The sequence below is a fragment of the Pseudomonas sp. NY8896 genome, assembly GCF_039634505.1.
Genome location: NZ_CP132350.1, coordinates 5,740,210 through 5,762,893, shown reverse-complemented (window position 1 = coordinate 5,762,893; position 22,684 = coordinate 5,740,210). Strand labels below are relative to the sequence as shown.

Here is a 22,684-nt window from a genome sequence, read left to right as displayed (position 1 = left end):
ATGTCTGATCAGTAGACATCCCGCCGATACCGCCCATCCTCGATCAGTTGCTGCACAGCGGCTTCCCCAAGCATGCCGTTTAGCGCCGCATCTACCCCCGCAGCCATGCCTTGCAGGCTGCCGCAGACATACACACAGGCACCCTCAGCGACCCAGCGTTTGAACGCGTCAGCCTGCTGCAGCAACACATCCTGCACATACACCTTCTCGGCCTGATCCCGCGAAAACGCCAGGTCCAGCCGTGCCAGGTCGCCGCTGTCCAGCCAGCCCTGCAGTTCATCCCCACACAACAGGTCATGCGCTCGGTTACGCTCGCCAAACAGCAGCCAGTTGCGCTGCTCACCTGCATTTGCCCGGGCCCGGATCAAGCTGCGCAGGCCGGCAATGCCTGTGCCGTTGCCGATCAGGATCAGTGGGGCAGCGGTTTCGGGCAGGTGGAAGCCACTGTTCCTTCGCAGGCGCAGGCTCAATGTGCCGTTCAACGGCAAGTACTCGGTCAGCCAACCGGAACCCAGGCCCAGGTGGCCGTCGGCGTGGCGTTCCTGGCGCACGATCAGCTCCAGCACACCATCACTGGCGATCGAGGCAATGGAGTATTCGCGGCTGCCGATTGGCACCAGTGCGTCGATCAGCGCTTGCGGCTGCAAGCCGATCAGGTGATCGCGGCGTGTTGGCAGCTGGCGGCCAGCCAGGGCTTGGGCCAGTGTTTCGCTCAGGCCATTCACTTGCACCTGGGTGTTGGAGTCCAGTGCCATGCCCTTGAGGAACGCGTCGATCCGTGGCTGACCATTGAGCGGCAGTATCTCCACCAGGTCACCGGCTTCCCAGCTGGCAGGCGCCTCTGGGCGCAGGCCAAGCAGGTACACCGGTTGGCCCTGACTGCCCGGGTTGAGCAGTTCGCGGTGCACCAGCGACCAGTTGCCAAAGCTCGGCGGTTGCCATGCAGCTACCGGCTGGGCACCGGTTAGTTGTGCCAGTTCCTGCTGCCACTGCTGCAGGGCAGCCTGGTCGGCGTTGTCCACTTCCACCGGGCTGAAGGCGCTGCTGGCACCGCGCTCACCCAGCCACGCCTGCAGGCGTCGAGCAAAGCCGCAGAAGTGCGGGTACTGGCGATCACCGAGGGCGAGCAGGGCATAGCTGAGGTCGTTCAGTACCCAGGGCTGGCCGAGCACCTTGCGCTCGAAGGCGCGGGCGCTGTCGGGGGCTTCGCCATCGCCGAACGTGCTGACCACGAACAGCGCACGGCGAGCCTGGCGCAGGTCGTTTTCGCCCAACTCGGCCAGGGCGCGCACTTGCACTGGCAGGCCGGCGGCTTGCAATTGCCCGGCACTCTGCCAGGCCAGCTGTTCGGCAAAGCCGCTTTGGCTGGCAAAACCGATCAGCCAGCTATCGCCACTGCCGTTGCTACTGGCGACGTTGCCACGGGCCTCACGTACCTGGCGCTTTTTGCGGCGACGGTCGAGGTACAGCAGCCAGCCGGTGACGAAGAACAACGGCATTGTCAGGCTGGCGATGGTGACGATGATGCGCCCCGGCAGGCCAAAGTACTCACCGACGTGCAGGGCGTAGACGCTTTGCAGCAGCTGGGCCTTGAAGGATTTGTCGGTGTAGCGGTCGTGGTTTTTCACCTGGCCGGTGGTCGGGTCCAGCACCAGGGTGTTGAAGGCGCGAGGGTGATCGGCGTTGTCCAGCAGGTAGAACAGGTTGGCCGGCTGGCCGCCAACCGGTGGCAGGCGCAGGTTGTAGGCGGCAAGGCCTGGGCCTGCGGCGTCCTTGAGGTTGGACCAGATGGCGTCGTAGTCGACCACCAGCGGCGGGGCATTCTTGTCGACTTTCTGCGGCCCGTGGCGGCCACGGCCTTCGCCGCGCTTCTGCTGCTGGCCGGCTGCTGGCGCGTCGGCCAGCAGCTTGTTCAGGCCTTCGCGGTACCATTCATAGGACCAGAACAGCCCGGTCAGGGCGAACAGCAGATAGAACAGCAGGCACCAGGTGCCGGCCACGGCGTGCAGGTCCCAGTTGAAGGCACGGCCTTTCTTGGCCCAGTCGAAGGTCAGCCAGGTGCGCCAGTCCAGCGCCTTGCGCGGCCAGCGCAGGTACAGGCCGGACAGGCAGAAGAACACCAGCATCAGGGTGCAGGCACCGGTGATCTGCCGGCCAGTGTCGCCCATGGCCAGGAAACGGTGCAGGTTGAGCATGAGATTGAAGAAGCCTTGCCCGGCTACTTCGCCTTTTAGTTCGCCAGTGTACGGGTCGGCATAGCGCAGCTCGCCACGGCGTTCGCCCGGTGGTGGCATGAAGAAGATGCGTGCGGCATTGCCTTCGCGCACGTCCACCCACAGCATCGACACTTTGTCATGTTGCTGGGCTTCGACCCGCTGCACCAGTTCGGCCGGTGGCAGCACGCCTTCGGCGCGCACTTCTACCTTGAGCACATCGGCATTGAACGCACGCAGCAGTTCTTCCTGGAACGAGTACAGGGCGCCGGTAATGCCCATCAAGGCCAGTACCAGGCCTGCGGTGATGCCAAAGAACCAGTGCAATTGGAACAGCGTCTTCTTCACCACATCGATCACCTTGTCTTACTGCCGCACACTGCGCGGCGTGCATTATGCCTTGATACGCAAAAGCCCCGCTCACAGGAATGAACGGGGCTTGAGGGTGTTTCGTCAGAAGTGGACGCTGGTGGTCAACAGTGCAGTCCGCCCGGCCGCCTGGTTGGCGAAGTGGGTGGAGAAGGCCTTGTCGTAGTACACCTCGTTGGTCAGGTTCTGCACGTTCAACTGCAGGTCGACGTTCTTGGTCAGCTTGTAGGCGGCCATGGCGTCGTAGCGTACGTAGCTGTCGACCATGGTGGTGTTGGCCACGCTGCCGTACACGTCATCCACGTAGAAGGCACCGCCACCGACGGTCAGCTTCGGCGTGATCGAGTAGGTCGTCCACAGGCTGGCGCTGTTGTTCGGCGTGTTCGGCAGCTGGTTGCCGTCGTTGGCCTTGCCCAGCGGGCCGCCGTCGATCTGGCGAGCCTGCATGTAGGTGTAACCGGCGAATACCTGCCATTTGTCGGTGATCTTGCCGCTGGCCGACAGTTCGATACCTTGCACGCGGGTTTCGCCGACGTTTTCGTAGGTGGTGGTGTCCACCTGGACGCGGGCGTTTTCCTTCTCGGTGCGGAACAGTGCGGCGGTCAGCGACAGGCGCTGGTCGAGCAGGTCCCACTTGGTGCCGATTTCGTAGTTGGTGGTTTCTTCCGGCTCCATGTCGCTGCTCAACAGGTTGCCGTTGCGGTCAGTGCTGTTTGGTGGCGGGTTGCCTTCCATGCCTTCGCCAAGCATCGCGCCTGGAGGTGTCGCGGAGGTGGCATAGGAAACGTAGATGCTACCGTTCTCGGCTGGCTTCCAGACCAGGCCAAGTTGGCCCGTTACGAATTCACTCTTGTCTCGACCTTTGGCTGCGATTCCTTTGGTGTTCACGACGGTCGCGCCAGCAGCGTCATAAGTACGGTACTGGGTGTCGAAGTGGTCGTAGCGCAGCCCCATGTTCAGCAGCCAATCAGGCGTTAGCTCCAGGGTGTCGAACACATACAGGGCGCGCGTAGTGCCTTTGGTATCGGTGCCGGCGTAGTTGCGCGAGATCGCGCCGTTCCATGGGTCGTCCGGGTTCGGGTTGCCCAGCGAGGTGCAGTTGTAGCCGCTGTTCGCGCCGATCAGGCTTGGGTTACAGGTGGTGGCGGTCGAGCCACGGGTATTGGTGTCGACGTTGTAGGTGGAGCGCTTGCTCTCTTCACGGCTCAGTTCGATACCGGTGGAGAAGCTGTTCTTCAGGCCGCCCAGGTAGAACTCGCCGAACAGGTCGGTCTGGTTGGTGGTGGTGGCGGTGTTGCCGACACGGGTGTTGGCACGGCGCCAGACGCTACCGTTGTTGACGTTGCCCTTGCTGTCGTCAGGCTGGGTCAGGATGTAGTCCTGCATGCTGTTGCCGTGACGCAGGGTGTTCTTGATGGTCAGCGAGTCGGTCAGGTCGTGCTCGATGGCGAAGGTGGCGATGTCCACGCGGCTCTTGCGGAAGTCGCGACCGGTCAAGCCATAGAAGTTATCGCTGTCGCCGCCGTCGTCCGGTTTGCTCGGGTGCGCCGAGGTGCGTCCACCGCTGCCATTGGTCGGAATGCTGTACGGGATGCCCGAATCCGGCAGGTCGTCGCTTTCCAGGTGATAGTAGTCGAGGTTGACGCGGGTCGGGGTGCCCAGGCCGAAGGCCAGCGATGGGGCGATACCCCAGCGGTCGTAGTTGACCTTGTCGCGGCCGGCGACGTTGCTTTCGTGGGTCATCAGGTTCAGGCGGCCGGCAACGGTGTCGCTGAATTGGTAGTTGCCGTCGAAGGTGTAGCGTTGGGTCTGGTCGCTGCCCCAGGTCCAGGCGCCGTCCAGCGAGTTGCCCAGGTGCGCACGCTTGCTCACCAGGTTGATGGTGCCGCCGGCCGCGCCGCGGCCACCGATGGCCGAGTTCGGGCCCTTGGCCACTTCAACCGATTCGATGGCAAAGATTTCGCGGGTTTGCGCGCCAGTGTCACGCACGCCATCCAGGTAGGTATCGCCTTGGGCGTCGAAGCCGCGAATGAACGGGCGGTCACCTTGCGGGTTGCCGCCTTCGCCGGCACCAAAGGTGATGCCCGGCACAGTACGCAAGGCGTCCTGCAGGGTCAGGGCATTGGTGTCCTTGATCACTTGCTGCGGGATCACGGTGACCGAGCGCGGGGTGTCCACCAGCGGCGCGGTGTACTTCTGCGAGGCGGCCTTCTCGACCTTGTAATCGGTGCTGGCTTGTTCAGCCTTGCCGTTGACGCTGGTGGCATCGAGGGTAATGGCGCTGCTGGCGGCCGGGTCGGCGGCATACACCGACGAGGCGCTAAGGGCGACACCGATGGCAGACACGATCAGGCGTGGCGAACTCACTGCAGATGGTACGTACTGGCGCATTGCTTAGGACCTTCCCCAAGGTGTTGAGGCGGCGGATACTAATGTAAGCAATTGTGACTAACAATTGAGAGTCGTTACCATTCGTGAAGAATTTACAATCTTTACAATTTGCCCTTACGGTTTCATACAGCTGAAACGTCTTAAGCGGCGAACGGGGCTTGTGCAGCGCAAAAGGGAATCAATATCATTGGCGCCTTTACATTTCCTAACGGTGCTGCCGCCATGCTGCTTCACATCCCAGGCCTGTTCGACGCTGATGAACTGGCCCGTATCCGCGAGGCGCTGGAGCAGGCCGACTGGGCCGATGGCAAGGTCACGGCTGGTTATCAGTCGGCCAAGGCCAAACACAACCTGCAGTTGCCGGAAGGGCACGCGCTGGCCAAGGAGATCGGCTCTGCGCTGATCGACCGCTTGTGGAAAACCCCGCGCTTCATGTCTGCAGCGTTGCCGCACAAGGTGTTCCCGCCGCTGATCAATTGCTACCGCGAAGGTGGCAACTTCGGTTTCCACATCGACAACGCCCTGCGCCAGCCCAAGGGCAGCCCGGAGCGGGTGCGTACCGACCTGTCTTCCACGCTGTTCCTCAGCGACCCAGACAGCTACGACGGCGGTGAGCTGGTGATTCAGGACACCTATGGCGTGCAGCAGGTCAAGCTGGCCGCCGGTGACCTGGTGCTGTACCCCGGCACCAGCCTGCACAAGGTCAACCCGGTGACCCGTGGGCAGCGCTATGCCGCATTCTTCTGGGCCCAGAGCCTGGTGCGCGAGGACAGCCAGCGGGCACTGCTGTTCGAGATGGACAACGCCATCCAGCAACTGACTGCCGATGTGCCAGACCATCCTTCGCTGCTGCAACTGACGGGCACCTACCACAACCTGCTGCGCCGCTGGGCTGAGGTCTGAGCCGTGTCCTATCTGTTGCGACGTGAAGAAGTGGTGGATGTGGCCGGCTTGCAGGCCATGCTCGAAGAAAGCCCCGGCAAGGCCGCCCAGGCGATCTTGGCGGCGGCGGGGCAGGGCGCGGTCGAGGCGCAGTTGCTGTTGGGGCAGATCCTGCTGGATGGCCGCGGTATTGAAGAAGATGCAACCGTGGCCCGGCGTTGGTTTGGCATCGCCGCACAGGGCGGCAGTGCCATGGCGCACAACATGCTCGGGCGTTGCCTGGAACATGGCTGGGGTGGCGAGGTGAGTTTGTCGCAAGCGGCCGTTCACTATGCGCGTGCCGCCGACGCGGGGCTGGACTGGGGCCTGTACAACCTGGGCAACCTACTGGCGACCGGGCGCGGTGTGCCGGCCAATCAGGGGCAGGCACTGATGTGCTACGAGAAGGCTGCGCAAATGGGGCATGCCAAGTCGATGAACCTGTATGGGCGTTACCTGGAGCAGGGCATTGCCACGGCGCCCAGCCCGGCGCGGGCGGTACGCTGGTATCGGCGTTCGGCCGAGGCGGGGGATTTCCGTGGGATGTTCAGCCTGGCGCTGGTGCTGGTCGAGCGTGGGCAACTGGCCGAGGCTGGGCAGTGGCTGGAACACGCGCGGGTTGAAGGGAACATGAACTTCCTGCGCGCTGCGTTGGTAACCTTGCAGGCCGCCGGGCCGGTGTTGATGGCTTTTGCGGCGCGGTATGCCGAGGAGATCGAGCGGCGCGGGGCGTGATGGCGCGGCCCGAAGGGCTGCCCGGTACCTGTGGGCGCCGGTAGCCGTTCCACATTACCTTCGGTGCGCGTGATGATCATGCTGAAAGCCCATTTCCCGAGGGGCTGACATGTCATTCATTCAAGAACGTTCTTTCATTGCCACGCTGACTTCCACTACGCCTGGCTACCAGGGCATTCTCGATTCTGTCGAGTTCAAAACTATGCCTGCCTCGCGTTGTAACAACTGGCTCACCGTTGCATCACCGTATTCAGTCCGGGCACAGCAACGCTTTTGGTTTGGTTACTTCGAGGGCGACAGGCCTGGTTACAGGATTGTCACCGTGGAGTCGGAGGCGGGGGCGTCCCATCGTGATACCTGGGACCTGGGCAGCGGAAATTGCGTGGGTTACTACCCGAAAGTCGCCAAGCCATTGTTATGGCGCATTTGGGTCAGTGGCCAAGCGCTGGCGATCCCAGAGGTTTCCGAGTATTCAGGGGTGACGATTGCCGCAGTTGGTAGCGTACCGCTGGGGGTTCGTGATCGTAAATCGTGGGAGGATCACTATGTCAGCGCAGGTGCGCCGAACAAACTGATCATGCAGATGTGTATCAGCGAGGTGAACGTGCCGTACTTCGACAGCTATTCAATGTTTCGGCGCTGAGCGAGCATTGAAAACGGGGCCTTGCGGCCCCGTCTTGCATTACAGGTAGTAAGCCTTCAGCGGCGGGAAACCGTTGAATTCCACTGCGCTGTAGCTGGTGGTGTAGGCGCCGGTCGACAGCCAGTACAGGCGGTCACCGATGGCCAGGTTCAACGGCAGGCCGTACTTGTAGTTCTCGTACATGATGTCGGCGCTGTCGCAGGTCGGGCCGGCGATGACCACTTCTTCGGCTTCGCCTTTTTTCTCGGTCCAGATCGGGAACTTGATGGCTTCGTCCATGGTTTCGATCAGGCCGGAGAACTTGCCCACGTCGGTGTAGATCCAGCGCTCGACGGCGGTACGCGACTTGCGCGCCACCAGCACCACTTCGCTGACCAGGATGCCGGCGTTGGCGATCAGCGAACGGCCTGGCTCCAGGATGATTTCCGGCAGCTCGTCACCGAAGTCTTCCTTGAGGAAGCGAATGATTTCTTCAGCGTAGGTTTCCAGGCTGTTGGTGCGGGTGATGTAGTTGGCCGGGAAGCCGCCACCCATGTTGATCAGCTTCAGCTCGATGCCGTCTTCTTCTTTCAGGCGCTCGAAGATCACCTTGACCTTGGCGATGGCGGCGTCCCACACGCTGATGTCACGCTGCTGCGAGCCCACATGGAAGGAAATGCCGTAAGGTACCAGGCCCAGGTCGCGGGCGAGGATCAGCAGGTCCATTGCCATGTCGGTCTGGCAGCCGAACTTGCGGGACAGCGGCCAGTCGGCAGTGGTGGAGCCTTCGGTCAGGATACGCACGTACACTTTCGAGCCCGGTGCGGCCTTGGCAATGTTGCGCAGGTCGGCTTCGGAGTCGGTGGCGTACAGACGCACGCCCTTCTCGTAGAAGTAGCGGATGTCCTTGGACTTCTTGATGGTGTTGCCGTAGCTGATGCGGTCGGCGCTGACGCCACGGTCCATCACCTTGTCCAGTTCGTAGATCGAGGCGATGTCGAAGCTCGAACCTTTCTCTTTGAGCAGGTCGATGATCTCGACGGCCGGGTTGGCCTTGACCGCGTAGTAGACCTTGGCGAATTCGAAACCGGCGCGCAGGTCGTCATAGGCCTGGCTGATCATCTGGGTATCGATGAGTACGAACGGGGTTTCCTGCTTGTCGGCGAACGCCTTCATTTTCTGGAAGGTGTCACGCGCGAAATAGTCTTCGACCTGGATCGACATGCTCAGGGACTCCATGGGCAAACTGAAAGATTAAGTGGCTGCAAACTGAACGTCCTCCGTATCCCCACTTTGGTTCGCCTACTCAGTACTTGAGCCGGATGGATCGTTTCCAGCATGGACGTTCGGCGCGCACTTTAGGGCGTGAAGAATGCAGAATCAACAGGCAATCCGGGCGTGATCGGCGTGGATCGACGACCAGCCATTTGAATAACCGACTCGTGTGACCGGCTGATGTTCCCCACGATGTTTCAAGCGTAAAAAATTGTGGAATGGACCCTGTCGGCCCCCGCGCGGGTAAACCCGCTCCCACAGGGTTTTTGCTGTTCCTGTGCCTACATGTCTACCCGTGAAGGGGGCGTAGGTGTTCATATTTATGGCCACATTTTCCTGGTACCCACGTACAGGAAATGGCCCATAAATTTTTTGTTACCGACTGGCGGATTTGCTGGTTTTGATGAGAAACATTACTATTCGCACCCTTATCCGCCTCCCTGATGACCCAGACCGTGTCCGGACACAAAGGCTTCTTCGACCATTACCATGAGCTTATAGGCACCTGGACGCGCAAGCTGCGCTGTCGTCAGCAGGCCGAAGACCTCACCCATGATGCCTTTGTCCGGGTACTGGAAAACCCGCGGGAGCAGGTCGAGCAGCCACGCGCCTACCTGCACCAGACCGCACGCAACATTGCCGTGGATGGTTTTCGCCGCGAAGACCGCCGCCAGGCCCTGGCGCTGGAAGCCTTTGACGAGGGCAGCACCGGCAGTGGTGACCCAGAGGCCTACGTGCATGCGCTGGAGCTGGCCGACAGCGTCGAGCGGGCATTGGCCGAGTTGCCGCTCAACTGCCGGCAGGTGTTCATCTGGCAGAAGCTCGAAGGCCTGACCCAGGCCGAGATCGCCGAGCGCATGGGGTTGAGCAAGAACATGGTCGAAAAGTATATGATCCGCACGCTCCGGCATTTGCGTGAGCACCTGGATGTGTCGGCATGATGAGTCAGGAGACCTTTTCGATGAAACAGCACGGTACCGATACCGTCCGCGAGCAGGCGGCCGCATGGTTTGCCCGCGTGCAGGATGCGCCTCGGGATGCCGGGCTGCAGAAACAGTTGCGTGCCTGGCTGGCGAGCGACGAGCGCCACCGGGAAGAATACGAACACCTCGACCGCGTGTGGCAGGCCGCCGCTTTCATTCCACGCCAGCGCCTGGAGGCGCTGTGCCAACCAGACCCGGTGCAGCAGTTGCCACGTCGGCGTTTCGTGCGCCAGGCGTTGGCCGCCAGTGTCGCGGTATTGGCACTGGGCCTGGGTTGGGGCGGTTGGCACTATCAGCAGCTGAACCATCAGGGCAGCTTGCAGACGGCTTTCAATGAGCGTCGTCAGGTCGAACTGCCGGATGGCTCGCAGCTGGAGCTCAATGGCAGTACACAGGTGCAGGTCGACTTCAGTGCCGGCCAGCGGCATATTCGCCTGAATGCCGGTGAGGTCATGTTCAGCGTCGCCCACGACAGTGACAGGCCGTTCGTCATCGACACCGCTCAAGGCCGCGTGACGGTAACCGGTACCCGCTTTGACGTGCGCCTGGACCCGGCCAGCACCCGTGTGGCGGTGGAGCAGGGTTCAGTGCGTGTGCAGGGCAAGGGTGCCTCGTTGGCGCAGCTCACGGCAGGGCAGGGCTCGCATATCGATGCACAAGGCCTGGTCACCGCACCCTACGCAGTCAATGCCGCCACTGTGACGGCCTGGCGCCAGGGCAAGCTGGTGTTCGACAACGCCACCCTCGCCGAAGTCGTGGCCGAAGCCTCGCGCTACCGTAGCCAGCCATTACGGGTCGCCCCTGGTAAAGTCGCCCAACTGCGCCTGTCCAGCACCTTCAATGTCGATGACACCGACGCCCTGTTGCGGGCCTTGCCGAGCATCCTCCCCGTGGCCATCAAGGCCCATGAAGACGGCTCCAGCGAAATAATCGCGAAATAGATTCAGGTTTTTTTTCGCTCGTTCGTCTTCCTCGCCAGCTGCAACTGCCAAGCATTTCCATTTGCATGCGGTTGGCGTTTATTCCGCTCTCCAGGATGTTTCGACGACGTGAACAACAACAAACCCTTCCCACGCTTGCGCGCCTTGGCGCTGGCCCTGGTGGTCAGTGCCGTGGCCGTCAACAGCCAGGCCGCAGAGGCCGGCAACACCATCCAGATCCAGGCCCAGCCGTTGGGCTCGGCGCTGACCCAGCTCGGTCAGCAGACCAGCCTGCAGCTGTTCTTCAGCCCCGAGCTGGTCGCCGGCAAGCAGGCCCCTGCGGTGTCCGGCAACCTGGCGCCGGTGCAGGCGCTGCAACAGTTGCTGCAAGGCAGCGGGCTGACCTTCGAGATGTCCCAGGACACCGTTGTAATAAAGCCTCTGCCGACCACCCTTGAGCTGGGCAGCGGCAGCCTGGAGCTGGCACCCACCGACATTAAAGTGGTCGGTGACTGGCTGGGTGATGCCCAGCAAAGCGTGGTGCAGAACCACCCTGGCGCACGCACCGTGGTGCGCCGCGAGGCGATGGTGGAGAAGGGCGCAATGAACGTGCGCGACGTGCTGCGCGGTATCCCCGGCGTGCAAGTGCAGGACTCCAACGGCACCGGCGGCAGCGACCTGTCGCTGAACGTGGGTGTGCGTGGCCTTACTTCGCGCCTGTCGCCGCGCTCCACGGTACTGATCGATGGCATCCCGGCTGCTTTCGCACCGTATGGTCAGCCACAGCTGTCGATGGCGCCGATTTCCTCGGGCAACCTCGACAGCATCGATGTGGTGCGGGGGGCCGGCTCGGTGCGCTATGGCCCGCAAAACGTCGGTGGGGTGATCAACTTCGTGACCCGGGCAATCCCCGAGAAAGCCTCGGCGGAGTTGTCTACCACCCTGGAAACCTCCCAGCACGGCGGCTGGAAACACACCGAGTCGGCCTTCGTCGGCGGCACGGCGGACAACGGCATGGGCGTGGCGCTGCTGTACACCGGGGTTAACGGCAACGGTTACCGTGAAAGCAACAACGGCAACGACATCGACGACGTCATCCTCAAGACTCACTGGGCGCCCACCGACGTCGACGAGTTCTGGCTCAACTTCCATTATTACGATGGCCGTGCCGACATGCCCGGCGGTTTGACCCAGGCCCAGTACGACAGCAACCCGTACCAGTCCCTGCGCGACTACGACTACTTTGCCGGCCGGCGCAAGGATGTATCGTTCAAGTGGCAGCGCCAGCTCGACGATGCCACCCAGTTCGAAGTGCTGACCTACTACACCGACAGCTTCCGCGGCAGCGCCATCGCCTCGCGGGACATGAAGACCCTGTCGTCGTACCCGCGCAACTACCACACCTTCGCCATCGAACCCCGCGTCTCGCGAATCTTCTTCGCGGGCCCGACTACTCAGGAAGTCAGCGTGGGCTATCGCTACTTGAAGGAAGCGATGCGCGAGCAATCGACGCGCCTGGCGCTGATCGACAACGTGCCCACGTATACCCCGACTTCCGATGGCCACGTGTTCCAGGACCGCAGCGGCGGCACCGAGGCCAGTGCCTACTACATCGACGACAAGATCGACGTGGGTAACTGGACCATCACCCCTGGCGTCCGATTCGAGCACATCAACACCGATTGGCGCGACCGCCCGGTGCTGGATGCCAACAACCGCCCGGTGCCGGAGAAGAAGCGCAGCATCACCAGCAACGAGCCGCTGCCGGCGCTGAGCGTGATGTACCACATCTCCGATGCGTGGAAAGTGTTCGCCAACTACGAGACTTCGTTCGGCAGCCTGCAGTACTTCCAGTTGGGCCAGGGCGGTAGCGGCAACAACACGGCCAATGGCCTGGAGCCGGAGAAGGCCAAGACCTACGAAATCGGCACGCGCTATGACGATGGCGGCTTTGCCGGTGAGCTGACCGCGTTCTACATCGACTTCGATGACGAGCTGCAGTACATCAGCAACGATGTGGGTTGGACCAACCTCGGCGCCACCAAGCACCAGGGTATCGAGGCCTCGGTACGTTATGACCTGGCCGGGCTGGACCCGCGCCTGGACGGGCTGTCGGTGAGTGGTGGCTACACCTACACCCGTGCAACCTATGAAGGGGATATTCCGGGCTTCAAGGGGCGTGACCTGCCGTTCTATTCACGCCAGGTGGCGACTGCCGGGGTGCGTTACGCGGTCAACCGCTGGACCTGGAACCTGGACGCCTACGCCCAATCCAAGCAGCGTGCGCCGGGCACCGGGATCAATGCCGATGGCAGCTTCAATGGCGACTACATTACCGAGCCGAGTGCCGATGGGCAGTATGGCGATATTCCGGGCTATGTGACCTGGCATGCCCGTGGCGGGTATGAGTTCGGGCCAGAAATGTCCAACCTGAAGCTGGCGGCGGGGGTGAAGAACTTGTTCGACAAACAGTACTTCACCCGCTCCAGCGACAACAATGCCGGCATCTATGTGGGTGAGCCGCGGACCTTCTATGTGCAGGCCAGTGTAGGGTTCTGACACCGCGTCGCCTGATTCGCGGGCAAGCCCGCTCCCACAGGATTGCGCAAAGCCTAGGGTAAGCGCGAACCCTGTGAGAGCGGGCTTGCCCGCGAAGAGGCCGGTTCAGGAAATTACTGCTTCAGCCGGCGACACGATCGAAGTCTTCGCCCCGCGCGACCTTCCTGAACTCAGGTAGGCCGCAATCGACTCCTGCGTCACCTCGCCCAAAAACACCTGTTCGGCATCCAGCACTGGCAACCACGCCCGGTTGAACTCGTACATGCGCGACAGCAGGATGCGCAAATGTTCATCGTGCGATGCCGTGGCATTGAACGGCCGTAGGAAGTCGCCACAGGTGCCTTGCTGGCGGTGCATGTCGCGCCGGCGCACATAGCCCAGCGCCTTGTTCTGCGCATCGGTCACCACCACATAGCGGCGGTCGTGTTCATCAAGCAGTTCCAGTGCATCGTTTACAGGCGTTTCCGGGCTTACCGACGGCGCGTTGTCTGCGGCATCCTCGGCACGCACCAGCAGCAGGCGCTTGAGGGTGCTGTCCTGGCCAACGAAGTTGCTGACGAACTCATCGGCCGGGTGGGCCAGCAGGGTGTCCGGGTGGTCCAGCTGCAACAGCTTGCCGGCACGGAAGATGGCAATCTTGTCGCCCAGCTTGATCGCTTCGTCGATGTCGTGGCTGACCATGATCACCGTCTTGTTCAGCGCCCGCTGCATTTCGAAGAACTCGTTCTGGATCATTTCGCGGTTGATCGGGTCGACCGCGCCGAACGGCTCGTCCATCAACAGTACCGGTGCTTCGGCAGCCAGCGCGCGGATCACGCCAATGCGCTGCTGCTGGCCACCGGAAAGTTCGCGTGGGTAGCGCTGCAGGTACTGTTTAGGTTCGAGCTTGATCATGTGCATCAGCTCGCGGGCGCGTTCATGGCACTTTTGCTTGTCCCAGCCAAGCAGGCGCGGCACTACGGTGATGTTCTCTTCGATGGTCATGTTGGGGAACAAACCGATCTGCTGGATCACGTAACCGATGTGCCGGCGCAAGGTCACTTCGTCCAGCCCGGTGGTGTCTTCGCCATTGATGAACACTTGTCCGGAGGTCGGTGTGATCAGGCGGTTGATCATTTTCAGCGTGGTGCTCTTGCCGCAGCCCGAAGGGCCGAGGAACACGCAGATTTCCCCTTCGTTGACCGTAAGGCTTACCGAGTCGACGGCTTTGACGTCCTTGCCGTTGACGTTGAAGGTTTTGCTGAGGTTCTTCAGTTCGATCATGAGCGCAGTCCTTCTGGAGTCAGGGCACGTTGCAGGGTTTGCAGCAGCAGGTCGGCGATGATGGCCAGCAGGCTGACCAGCACGGCGCCGACCAGCAGCATCGACATGTCGCTGCGGCTGATGGAGGTGAGGATGAGCACGCCCAGGCCACCGGCGCCGATGGTGGCGGCAATGGTCATGACGCCAATGTTCATCACCACGGCGGTGCGCACACCGGCGAGAATCACTGGTACGGCGATGGGCAGCTCGACCATGCGCAGGCGCTGGCCGAAAGTCATGCCGATGCCGCGTGCGGCTTCACGGATTCCGGGCTCGACATTGGTCAGGGCCAGGTAAGTGTTGCGCAGGATTGGCAGCAGCGAATACAGGAACACCGCAGTAATCGCCGGCAACGGCCCCAGGCCCTGGCCGAACTTGGAGTAGAACGGCAACAGCAAGCCGAACAGGGCGATAGAAGGGATGGTCAACAGCACCGTGGCGCTGGCTTGCAGCGGGCCTGCGAGGGTTGGGAAGCGGGTCATCAGGATGCCCAGCGGCACCCCCACGAGGATTGCCAGGCTTACGGCAATGCCCACCAGGGTGATGTGCTGCCAGGTCAGTTGCAGCACCTGTGCCCAGTCCAGGTGGCTGAAGGTATCGATCAGGTTCATGGCTGGCCCTCGCTGTTCAGTGGGTGCTCACGCAGGAAAGTGGCGGCCACGGCGGTGGGGTTCTGGTGCTCGACATCGACCTTGGCGTTGAGCTGGCGCATGGTTTCGTCGTCCAACTGCTCGGCCAGCGGCTTGAGCAGGGCGACCAGCTGCGGGTTGGCGTCGAGCACGGCTTTGCGCACAACGGGTGCTGCGGTGTAGTCGGGGAAGTAGTGCTTGTCGTCTTCCAGCAGCTTAAGGTCGAAGGCGTTAAGGCGGCCGTCGGTGGTGTACACCAGGCCGGCGAACACCTGGTTGTTGCGCATGGCGGTGTACACCAGGCCCCCGTCCATCTGGCGGATATTGCGCCGGTCCAGCGGCAGGCCGTACATCTCGCGCAGGCCGACCAGGCCGTCGGGGCGGTTGGCGAACTCGGTGTCCAGCGCCACCAGGTGGGTACGCTGGCTTTCGTCGCGCAGCACCTGGTTGAGGTCGCTGATGGTGTTGACCTGCGGGTAGGCGTCAGCCACTTGCTTGGGCAGGCCCAGCGCGTAGGTGTTGCTGAACTTCGACGGGGTCAGCCAGATCAGGTCCTTTTTCGCATCCAGCGCCTTCACCCTGGCGAAGGTGGCTTCGGCACTGGGCATGCGCTCATCGATGTGGTTGTACGACACCAGCGACACGCCGGTGTATTCCCACATCAGGTCGAGCTGGCCGGTTTCCTGGGCCTGGCGCGCGATGTTGCTGCCAAGGCCGGTGGTGACGCGCACGTCGAAGCCGTTGGCGCGCAGGTATTGCGCGGTGATTTCGGCAAGCACGGTCTGTTCGGTGAACACCCGCGCGCCGATGCGGATCAGCGGTTTTTCCGCCGCCTGGGCAAATCCTGCGAACAGCAGGGCCGCGCCCAGCAGCAAGGCGATTCTCTTCTTCATAGCGTTCCCTATCCTTATTGGGCCAGGCCACGTTCCAGCCAGCGCTTGCTGGAGAAACTCACCGCCGCATCCAGCACCAACGCCAGCAGTGCGGTGCACGCGGCACCCAGCAGCAGCTGCGGCTGGTTGTTCAGGGCGATGCCGGGGAAGATCAGGCTGCCCAGGCTGTTGGCGCCAATCAGGAACGCCAGCGGTGCGGTACCCACGTTCAGCGCCAGGGCCACGCGTACACCACCGACGATGATCGGCACCGCGTTGGGCAGTTCCACCTGCCACAGTTGCTGGCGTGGGGTCATGCCGATGCCGGTGGCGGCTTCCTTGAGTGATGCAGGGACGTTTTTCAGGCTCTCGTAGGTGTTGCGCACGATAGGCAGGAGGGAGGCGAGGAACAGTGCGAAGATCGCAGGCCCGGCGCCGATGCCCAGAATACTCAGGGCGATGGCCAGAACGGCCAAGGGGGGGATGGTGTTGCCAACGTTGAAAAACTGCATGAAGCGCTCGGCTTTGTCGACCCGGTGCGGTCGACTCAACGCAATGCCGGCGGGGATGCCCACGGCCAACGCCGCCGCCATCGAAGCCAGCACCAGTATCAGGTGCGCTTGCAGGTAGAACCCAAGATCGTCGCGATAACGCGCGATCGTGTCGATGCCGATCCAGTGGATCAGCAGGGCCAGGATGACGAGCACGGTGGCGCATCCCAACAGCCCTTTACCGTAGCGTTTAGCCACAGGCGGACTCCTTGTGTTGTCGGCGAGCACACTTCTTTTTTGCCGGCCAGTCCTGGCGACGATTGGTGTGTTCGCGAGTAGCAGCGTGACGCACGCCGAAGGCTGCGATCAGGCCATGAGCCGAACCCCGTCGGGCCCGAAAATGCTGATGAAACCAGTCCCCAACCGAAGCGGGTTGCAGGGGAGTGGACGTCTCCGTGGGCGTAAAGGTTCCCATCTGAGGCGGCATTTGGCCAGCGTTAATCACTGGGTGGTGGGTTTTTTGGCGAGAAAAAACAGCGGCTTAATGCACTGTAGGCGTTGAAATAACTGCGCTGCGGCCATCTGTCGTGATAAAGCGATTGCCTGTTGAATTTGTTGTGCCTGTCCCGGCCCCTTCGCGGGCACGCCCGCTCCCACAGGGCTCACTATTGTCCTCAAGGCTTTTGCAGAACCTGTGGGAGCGGGCGTGCCCGCGAAAGGGCCGGGACAGGTGTCACTGGTTCAGCAAGTTTTGGTCTGGGCCCAACTTCAGGTATGATATCGCCCCTTTTTGAATCCCCCAGTCAGGCGATTTCCCATGACCAACCAGGCCGCCGAAGTCGCGAAGCGCCGCACTTTCGCAATTATTTCCCACCCCGACGCTGGTAAGACCACCATCACCGAGAAGCTGTTGCTGATGGGCAAGGCCATTGCCGTCGCCGGTACCGTGAAGTCGCGCAAGTCCGACCGCCACGCCACCTCCGACTGGATGGAAATGGAGAAGCAGCGCGGCATCTCCATCACCACCTCGGTGATGCAGTTCCCGTACCGCGAGCACATGATCAACCTGCTCGACACCCCCGGCCACGAAGACTTCTCGGAAGACACCTACCGCACCCTGACCGCGGTGGACTCGGCGCTGATGGTGCTCGACGGCGGTAAAGGTGTAGAGCCGCGTACCATCGCCCTGATGGACGTGTGCCGCCTGCGCGACACGCCAATCGTCAGCTTCATCAACAAACTCGACCGAGACATTCGCGACCCGATCGAGCTGCTCGACGAGATCGAAGCCGTTCTGAAGATCAAGGCCGCGCCAATTACCTGGCCGATCGGTTGCTACCGCGATTTCAAGGGCGTGTATCACCTGACCGGTGACTACATCGTGGTGTACACCCCAGGCCACGGCCACGAGCGCACCGAAGCCAAGATCATCCAGAACCTGGACTCGGACGAAGCCCGCGCCCACCTGGGCGACCAGTACGACTCGTTCGTCGAGCAACTGGAGCTGGTGCAGGGCGCCTGCCACGAGTTCAACCAGGACGAGTTCATCAACGGCCAGCTCACCCCGGTGTTCTTCGGTACCGCATTGGGCAACTTCGGTGTCGACCACGTGCTCGACGCGGTAGTCGACTGGGCGCCGCGCCCGCTGGGCCGTGTTGCCCACGAGCGTACCGTGGAGCCTGTGGAAGAGAAGTTCACCGGTTTCGTGTTCAAGATCCAGGCAAACATGGACCCGAAACACCGCGACCGTATCGCCTTCATGCGTATCTGCTCGGGCAAGTACGAGAAGGGCATGAAAATGCGCCACGTTCGCCTGAACAAGGACCTGCGTATCGGCGATGCGCTGACCTTCTTCTCCTCCGAGCGCGAGCAGTTGGAAGAGGCCTTTGCCGGTGACATCATCGGCCTGCACAACCACGGCACCATCCAGATCGGCGACACCTTCACCGAAGGCGAGGCGCTGGGCTTCACCGGTATCCCGCACTTCGCTCCGGAGCTGTTCCGCCGCGTTCGCCTGAAGGACCCGCTGAAATCCAAGCAACTGCGTCAGGGCCTGCAGCAGTTGGCCGAAGAGGGTGCGACCCAGGTGTTCTTCCCGGAGCGCAGCAACGACATCATCCTCGGTGCGGTGGGTGTGCTGCAGTTCGACGTGGTCGCCAGCCGCCTGAAGGAAGAATACAAGGTCGAGTGCGCCTACGAGCCGATCACCGTATGGTCGGCGCGCTGGATCAGCTGCGATGACAAGAAGAAGCTCGAGGAATTCCAGACCAAGGCCATGGAAAACCTGGCCATCGACGGTGGCGGGCACCTGACCTACCTGGCGCCGACCCGGGTCAACCTGGCGCTGATGGAAGAGCGCTGGCCGGACATCAAGTTCCGCGCTACCCGCGAGCATCATTGAGTATTGGAGTTGGGGCCGCGAAGCGGCCCCATTTCAATTTCCGGCTTTGATGCTGGTCCAGATCCGCGTCCTGATGCGGTCGATCTTCGCCGGCATCGCCTCCAGCGCATACAGCTTGCCCATCACCTCGTCGCTCGGGTAAATCATCGTATTACCCTTCATCGCCGGGTCCACCAACCCGTCCGCCTTGAGGTTGCCGTTGGCGTATTGCACATGGTTGCTGATGTTGGCCATCACTTCCGGCTGCAGCAGGTAGTTCATGTAGGCATACCCGGCCTTCTCATCCGGTGCATCGGCCGGCATGGCCACCATGTCGAACCACATCGGCGCGCCTTCCTTGGGTATCGAGTAACCCACCTTCACCCCGTTCTTCGCCTCTTCAGCCCGGTTTTTCGCCTGCAGCACATCCCCTGAGAAACCCACCACCACGCAGATATCGCCGTTGGCCAGGTCGCCGGTGTACTTCGATGAGTGGAAGTAGCTGATGTATGGCCGCACCTGCATCAACAGTGCCTTGGCCTTGTCGTAGTCGGCCGGGTTCTGGCTGTGGTGCGGCAGGCCCAGGTAGTGCAGGGCGATGGGCAGCAGTTCGGGGCCGTTGTCCAACACGGCGACGCCGCAGCTTTTCAGCTTGCTCATGTATTCGGGCTTGAAGATCAGGTCCCACGAGTCCAGTGGCGCGTTGTCGCCGAGCACAGCCTTGACCTTGTCGATGTTGTAGCCGATGCCGGTGCTGCCCCACAGGTACGGGAAGCCGTATTGGTTGCCCGGGTCGTTCACTTCCAGCGCCTTGAGCAGTACCGGGTTGAGGTTTTTCCAGTTGGGCAACTGCGACTTGTCCAGGCGCTTCAGCGCCTTGCCCTGGATTTGCCGGGCCATGAAGTGGTTGGAAGGGAACACCACGTCGTAGCCGGAGTTGCCGGTCATCAGCTTGCCGTCGAGGGTTTCGTTGCTGTCGTACACGTCGTACGTCGGCACGATGCCGCTGGCGAGCTGGAAGTTTTTCAGCGTATCGGGAGCGACGTAGCTGGACCAGTTGTAGATCTTCACCGTTTCAGCGGCGCTGGCCACGCTGGCGGCCAGCATCAGGGGTGCGAGAAGGAGCGTGCGCATGTCGGGTTTACCTTGCTTTGTCTGTTGTTATCGAAGGCAGGCGATCAGCGGATCAGAAAATTAGTACGTAGGTCTTGCGCACGGTCTCCTGGATGTCCCAGATGCCGGTGCTGTTGGCCGGTAGCATCAGTGCGTCTCCGGCTTCTATGTAGAGGGTCTCGCCACCGTCGGGGGTGAAGGTGCAGCGGCCCTTGATGAAATGGCAGAACTCCTGCTGCACGATCTGCCGCCGCCAGCGCCCGGGGGTGCATTCCCAGATGCCTGTTTCGACGCCATCGCTGCGCTCCACGCAGGTGACCGAGGCCACTGCAATGGGCTCGCCGAGCGGTACCGCGACGGGGTTGGAACTGTCCAGCACGGCGCTGGCGGTGTTCTTGAACTGGGTGATGCTCATGACCGGTGGATCCTGTGCAGGTGATAAGGGAAGTCAGTGCATGAAGCCTTCCATGAAGTCCGCAAGCGAGCTGGCCAGGCGCCGCCTCCACGGCGCGCTGGCGGGGTTGGCGAGGGTCCGGTCCTCGTGGACGAAACTTTGGATGATTGCGTTGTAGCCCAACCAACGGCAGGGCTCGGGCGGCCAGCTGGCCAGGCTGGAAAGCGGGCGGTTGTCGAGTACCCAGGGCTGTGCGGTCAGTTCGTTGTGCTGGTTGAGGATCAGCGCGGCCAGGGTGCGCCCGCCCAGGTTGGTGGCGCCCACGCCTTCGCCGCCGTAACCGCCAGCCAGGGCGATACCGCGTTGGCGGTCGCAAAGCATGTGCGGGCGGAAGCGCCGCGCCATGCCCAGATTGCCGCCCCAGGAGTGAGTGATGCGCACGTGCCTGAGCTGTGGGAACAGCTCGCCGAACAAGTAGCGACGCAGCTCGACTTCGTGCTCGTGGAGGTTGAAGTTTTCCCGCAGGCGTCCACCGAAGCGGTAACCTCCGCGGGCGCCGAACACCAGGCGGTTGTCGGCGGTGCGCTGGCCGTAGGTGACCTGGCGGCTGCTTTCGCTGAACGCTTGCCCCTGGCTCAGGCCGATCTGTGCCCAGGTGGCCTCCGGCAGCGGCTCGGTGGCCACCAGCAGGCTCTGTACCGGCAGCTGATGTTTGCCCAACGGCGGCAGGCTGGCAGCGTAGCCTTCCACGGCGGGCACCATCCACTGGCAGCGAATCCGTGCCAGTGGCGTACGCACCTCACCCGGCTGCCAGTCGATGGCCGGGGTGTTTTCGTAGATCGGTACACCCAGCGCCTCCACTGCCCGAGCCAGGCCGCGCACCAGTTTGGCCGGCTGGATAGTCGCGGTGTGCGGGCTGTAGATGGCGCCAAACGCATTACTGACCCGCAGCTGCGCGTCCAGTTGCTCGGGGCGTAGCCAGCGGTAGTCGTCCTCGGTCATGCCCTGGCGATACAAGTCGTCGAGGTATGCGCGCAGGCTGCGCTCCTGTTCCGGGTAGCGCGCAGCGCAGTACAGCACGCCACCTTTGCGGTAGTCGCAATCGATGCCTTCGCGTAGCAGCACGCTGTGCACTTCATCGGGAATACCGTGCAGCAGGTCGATGCTGGCACGGCGCTGTTGCGGCGACAGGGTGGCGAGCAGGCGGTCTTCGCCCAGCAGGTTACCCATCAGCCAACCACCGTTGCGCCCCGAGGCGCCAAAACCGGCGATGTTGGCGTCTATCACGGCGATGTTCAGCTGTGGCGCCTGGCGCTTGAGGTAGTAGGCGGTCCACAAACCGGTATAGCCGGCGCCAATGATGCACACATCCGCTGTCAGCTCTTCGCGCAGGGCCGGGCGGGCGCACAATGGCTCGTCAAGCTGGTCCATCCACAGGCTTAGTGTGCGCAGGGGTTGCATCGGGTTCGGCTCCACGTCCATCGAGGTCTGTGGGCGATCCTAGTGATGTCGGTAGGCGGCTGTCTTACGTGCGTGCACGCAGGGAAATTTGCTTCAGGTAGGCCTTGGGCGTGAGCCCGGTGTGTTCACGGAAGCACTTGTAGAACGCTGACAGCGAGTTGAAGCCGGCGCTGAACGCCAGCTCGTCGATCGTCGCCTCGACGCGGTCGTCGTCGAGGCTGGCCATCAGGTGCTGCAGGCGGGCCTGGTTGACGTAGCGGTAGAAGCTTTGCCCCAGCACTTGGTTCAGCAGGTAGGAGATTTGGTTGCGGCTATAGCCACTGGCGTCGGCCACTTGCTGCAGGTCCAGCTCCGGGTCCAGGTAGGGGCGCTGGCGCTGGAAGTAGTGCTCCAGGTCCTGGGCCATGGTCGACAACTGCCGGGGTGACAGGCCCAGGCGGCTGGTGGCCGGGCGTGGGCCGCTGCCGGCGTGGCCGCTGCCGTTCTGGCGAACAAGCGTGGCGTATTCGTTGACCCGCCAGATCAGCCCGTCTTTGACGGTGATGGCTTCGCTGGACTGGAACGCCACCAGGCCGTCGCCGCCCTGGACTGTGACCTGGTACTGGATGAACGCGGTGCAGCCATCGACGCGGATGCGGTCGCTGTGGACGATGTCTTCGCCGGCTTCGTGGGGCAGGCAGGCGCGTACGTAGTCGCGCAGCGCCTGGTAGCCGAGCACGCGGTTCTGGAAGAAGTCGTGGTACTGGATGTCGGGGTGGTACAGCGCAATGACGCCGTCGAGGTCGCGGTGCTTCCAGCACAGGTGGTAGCGCAGCACGGTGTCGGCGGTGAGCGGGGTTTGCTCGGGGCCGTCAGGAAGGGCGGTGGCGGTCATTGGGAGATAGTGCATTGCAGAACACCCAGGTGCAAGGGTGTGGATCCTGCATATTGCACGGTTCGCTCAAGCGGCCTTTGGAGTAAACCGTTGATTCATATGGATGTAATTTTTTGATACAGCTGGCATGGGGGCTGCACCTTTCTTGTCACCATCGAACAAGGAGAAAGGCCATGCGCT

General features: G+C 62.3%; 18 protein-coding genes. 7 read left to right on the top strand and 11 right to left on the bottom strand.

What is annotated here, in order from left to right:
- Nucleotides 1–8 precede the first annotated feature (8 nt).
- Both Q9451_RS26020 and Q9451_RS26015 read right to left on the bottom strand, forming a co-directional pair.
- Complete coding sequence (locus Q9451_RS26020) at nucleotides 9–2,564, bottom strand: sulfite reductase flavoprotein subunit alpha (protein WP_041166379.1); 2,556 nt, start codon at nucleotides 2,562–2,564, stop codon at nucleotides 9–11.
- A gap of 102 nt (nucleotides 2,565–2,666) precedes the next feature.
- Nucleotides 2,667–4,973: a TonB-dependent siderophore receptor gene (locus Q9451_RS26015; protein ID WP_012270606.1), complete on the bottom strand. Its 2,307-nt coding sequence runs from the start codon at nucleotides 4,971–4,973 to the stop codon at nucleotides 2,667–2,669.
- A 222-nt stretch (nucleotides 4,974–5,195) separates the two neighbouring features.
- Between Q9451_RS26015 and Q9451_RS26010 the strand changes: the two genes are divergently transcribed.
- The 3 genes from Q9451_RS26010 (at nucleotide 5,196) to Q9451_RS26000 (ending at nucleotide 7,272) form a co-directional block, all read left to right on the top strand.
- Nucleotides 5,196–5,876 carry a Fe2+-dependent dioxygenase gene (locus Q9451_RS26010; protein ID WP_012270607.1) on the top strand — a complete coding sequence of 227 codons (681 nt, stop codon included), beginning with the start codon at nucleotides 5,196–5,198 and terminating at the stop codon, nucleotides 5,874–5,876.
- A gap of 3 nt (nucleotides 5,877–5,879) precedes the next feature.
- The gene (locus Q9451_RS26005) at nucleotides 5,880–6,629 is read left to right on the top strand and encodes a tetratricopeptide repeat protein (protein ID WP_012270608.1); all 750 of its coding nucleotides are present in this window, start codon (nucleotides 5,880–5,882) and stop codon (nucleotides 6,627–6,629) included.
- A 109-nt stretch (nucleotides 6,630–6,738) separates the two neighbouring features.
- Nucleotides 6,739–7,272: a hypothetical protein gene (locus Q9451_RS26000; protein ID WP_012270609.1), complete on the top strand. Its 534-nt coding sequence runs from the start codon at nucleotides 6,739–6,741 to the stop codon at nucleotides 7,270–7,272.
- Between the two features lie 39 nt (nucleotides 7,273–7,311).
- Here the strand turns inward: Q9451_RS26000 and Q9451_RS25995 are convergent, their stop codons facing one another.
- A complete protein-coding gene (locus Q9451_RS25995) occupies nucleotides 7,312–8,475 on the bottom strand; it encodes a type III PLP-dependent enzyme (RefSeq protein WP_012270610.1) in 1,164 nt (387 codons plus the stop codon).
- Nucleotides 8,476–8,969: 494 nt separating this feature from the next.
- On the opposite strand from Q9451_RS25995, the gene Q9451_RS25990 reads away from it, so the two are divergent.
- The 3 genes from Q9451_RS25990 to Q9451_RS25980 all read left to right on the top strand — a co-directional run bounded on the left by Q9451_RS25990 (nucleotide 8,970) and on the right by Q9451_RS25980 (nucleotide 12,988).
- Nucleotides 8,970–9,467, top strand: a complete 498-nt coding sequence (locus Q9451_RS25990) for a sigma-70 family RNA polymerase sigma factor (protein WP_012270611.1) — start codon at nucleotides 8,970–8,972, stop codon at nucleotides 9,465–9,467.
- Between the two features lie 20 nt (nucleotides 9,468–9,487).
- Nucleotides 9,488–10,450 (top strand): FecR family protein, encoded by a 963-nt coding sequence (locus Q9451_RS25985; protein ID WP_012270612.1) that lies wholly within the window; start codon nucleotides 9,488–9,490, stop codon nucleotides 10,448–10,450.
- Nucleotides 10,451–10,558: 108 nt separating this feature from the next.
- A complete protein-coding gene (locus Q9451_RS25980; RefSeq protein WP_012270613.1) occupies nucleotides 10,559–12,988 on the top strand; it encodes a TonB-dependent siderophore receptor in 2,430 nt (809 codons plus the stop codon).
- Between the two features lie 105 nt (nucleotides 12,989–13,093).
- On the opposite strand, the gene Q9451_RS25975 is transcribed toward Q9451_RS25980, so the two are convergent.
- From Q9451_RS25975 to Q9451_RS25960, 4 genes are read right to left on the bottom strand one after another with little or no spacing between them, the layout of a single operon-like run.
- On the bottom strand, nucleotides 13,094–14,251 hold the full coding sequence (locus tag Q9451_RS25975) for an ABC transporter ATP-binding protein (protein WP_012270614.1): 1,158 nt from the start codon (nucleotides 14,249–14,251) through the stop codon (nucleotides 13,094–13,096).
- Nucleotides 14,248–14,901, bottom strand: a complete 654-nt coding sequence (locus tag Q9451_RS25970; RefSeq protein WP_012270615.1) for an ABC transporter permease — start codon at nucleotides 14,899–14,901, stop codon at nucleotides 14,248–14,250. The genes Q9451_RS25975 and Q9451_RS25970 overlap by 4 nt, the downstream gene beginning before the upstream one ends.
- On the bottom strand, nucleotides 14,898–15,812 hold the full coding sequence (locus Q9451_RS25965; protein ID WP_012270616.1) for a glycine betaine ABC transporter substrate-binding protein: 915 nt from the start codon (nucleotides 15,810–15,812) through the stop codon (nucleotides 14,898–14,900). The genes Q9451_RS25970 and Q9451_RS25965 overlap by 4 nt, the downstream gene beginning before the upstream one ends.
- A gap of 14 nt (nucleotides 15,813–15,826) precedes the next feature.
- Nucleotides 15,827–16,540 (bottom strand): ABC transporter permease, encoded by a 714-nt coding sequence (locus tag Q9451_RS25960; RefSeq protein WP_345960803.1) that lies wholly within the window; start codon nucleotides 16,538–16,540, stop codon nucleotides 15,827–15,829.
- Between the two features lie 559 nt (nucleotides 16,541–17,099).
- On the opposite strand from Q9451_RS25960, the gene Q9451_RS25955 reads away from it, so the two are divergent.
- Complete coding sequence (locus tag Q9451_RS25955; protein WP_012270618.1) at nucleotides 17,100–18,683, top strand: peptide chain release factor 3; 1,584 nt, start codon at nucleotides 17,100–17,102, stop codon at nucleotides 18,681–18,683.
- A gap of 33 nt (nucleotides 18,684–18,716) precedes the next feature.
- On the opposite strand, the gene Q9451_RS25950 is transcribed toward Q9451_RS25955, so the two are convergent.
- The 4 genes from Q9451_RS25950 to Q9451_RS25935 all read right to left on the bottom strand — a co-directional run bounded on the left by Q9451_RS25950 (nucleotide 18,717) and on the right by Q9451_RS25935 (nucleotide 22,519).
- Nucleotides 18,717–19,796: a polyamine ABC transporter substrate-binding protein gene (locus tag Q9451_RS25950; RefSeq protein WP_012270619.1), complete on the bottom strand. Its 1,080-nt coding sequence runs from the start codon at nucleotides 19,794–19,796 to the stop codon at nucleotides 18,717–18,719.
- A gap of 52 nt (nucleotides 19,797–19,848) precedes the next feature.
- Nucleotides 19,849–20,190, bottom strand: a complete 342-nt coding sequence (locus Q9451_RS25945) for a cupin domain-containing protein (protein ID WP_012270620.1) — start codon at nucleotides 20,188–20,190, stop codon at nucleotides 19,849–19,851.
- Nucleotides 20,191–20,223: 33 nt separating this feature from the next.
- The gene (locus Q9451_RS25940; RefSeq protein WP_041166638.1) at nucleotides 20,224–21,630 is read right to left on the bottom strand and encodes an FAD-dependent oxidoreductase; all 1,407 of its coding nucleotides are present in this window, start codon (nucleotides 21,628–21,630) and stop codon (nucleotides 20,224–20,226) included.
- A 64-nt stretch (nucleotides 21,631–21,694) separates the two neighbouring features.
- Nucleotides 21,695–22,519 (bottom strand): nuclear transport factor 2 family protein, encoded by an 825-nt coding sequence (locus Q9451_RS25935; protein WP_012270622.1) that lies wholly within the window; start codon nucleotides 22,517–22,519, stop codon nucleotides 21,695–21,697.
- Nucleotides 22,520–22,684 lie beyond the last annotated feature (165 nt).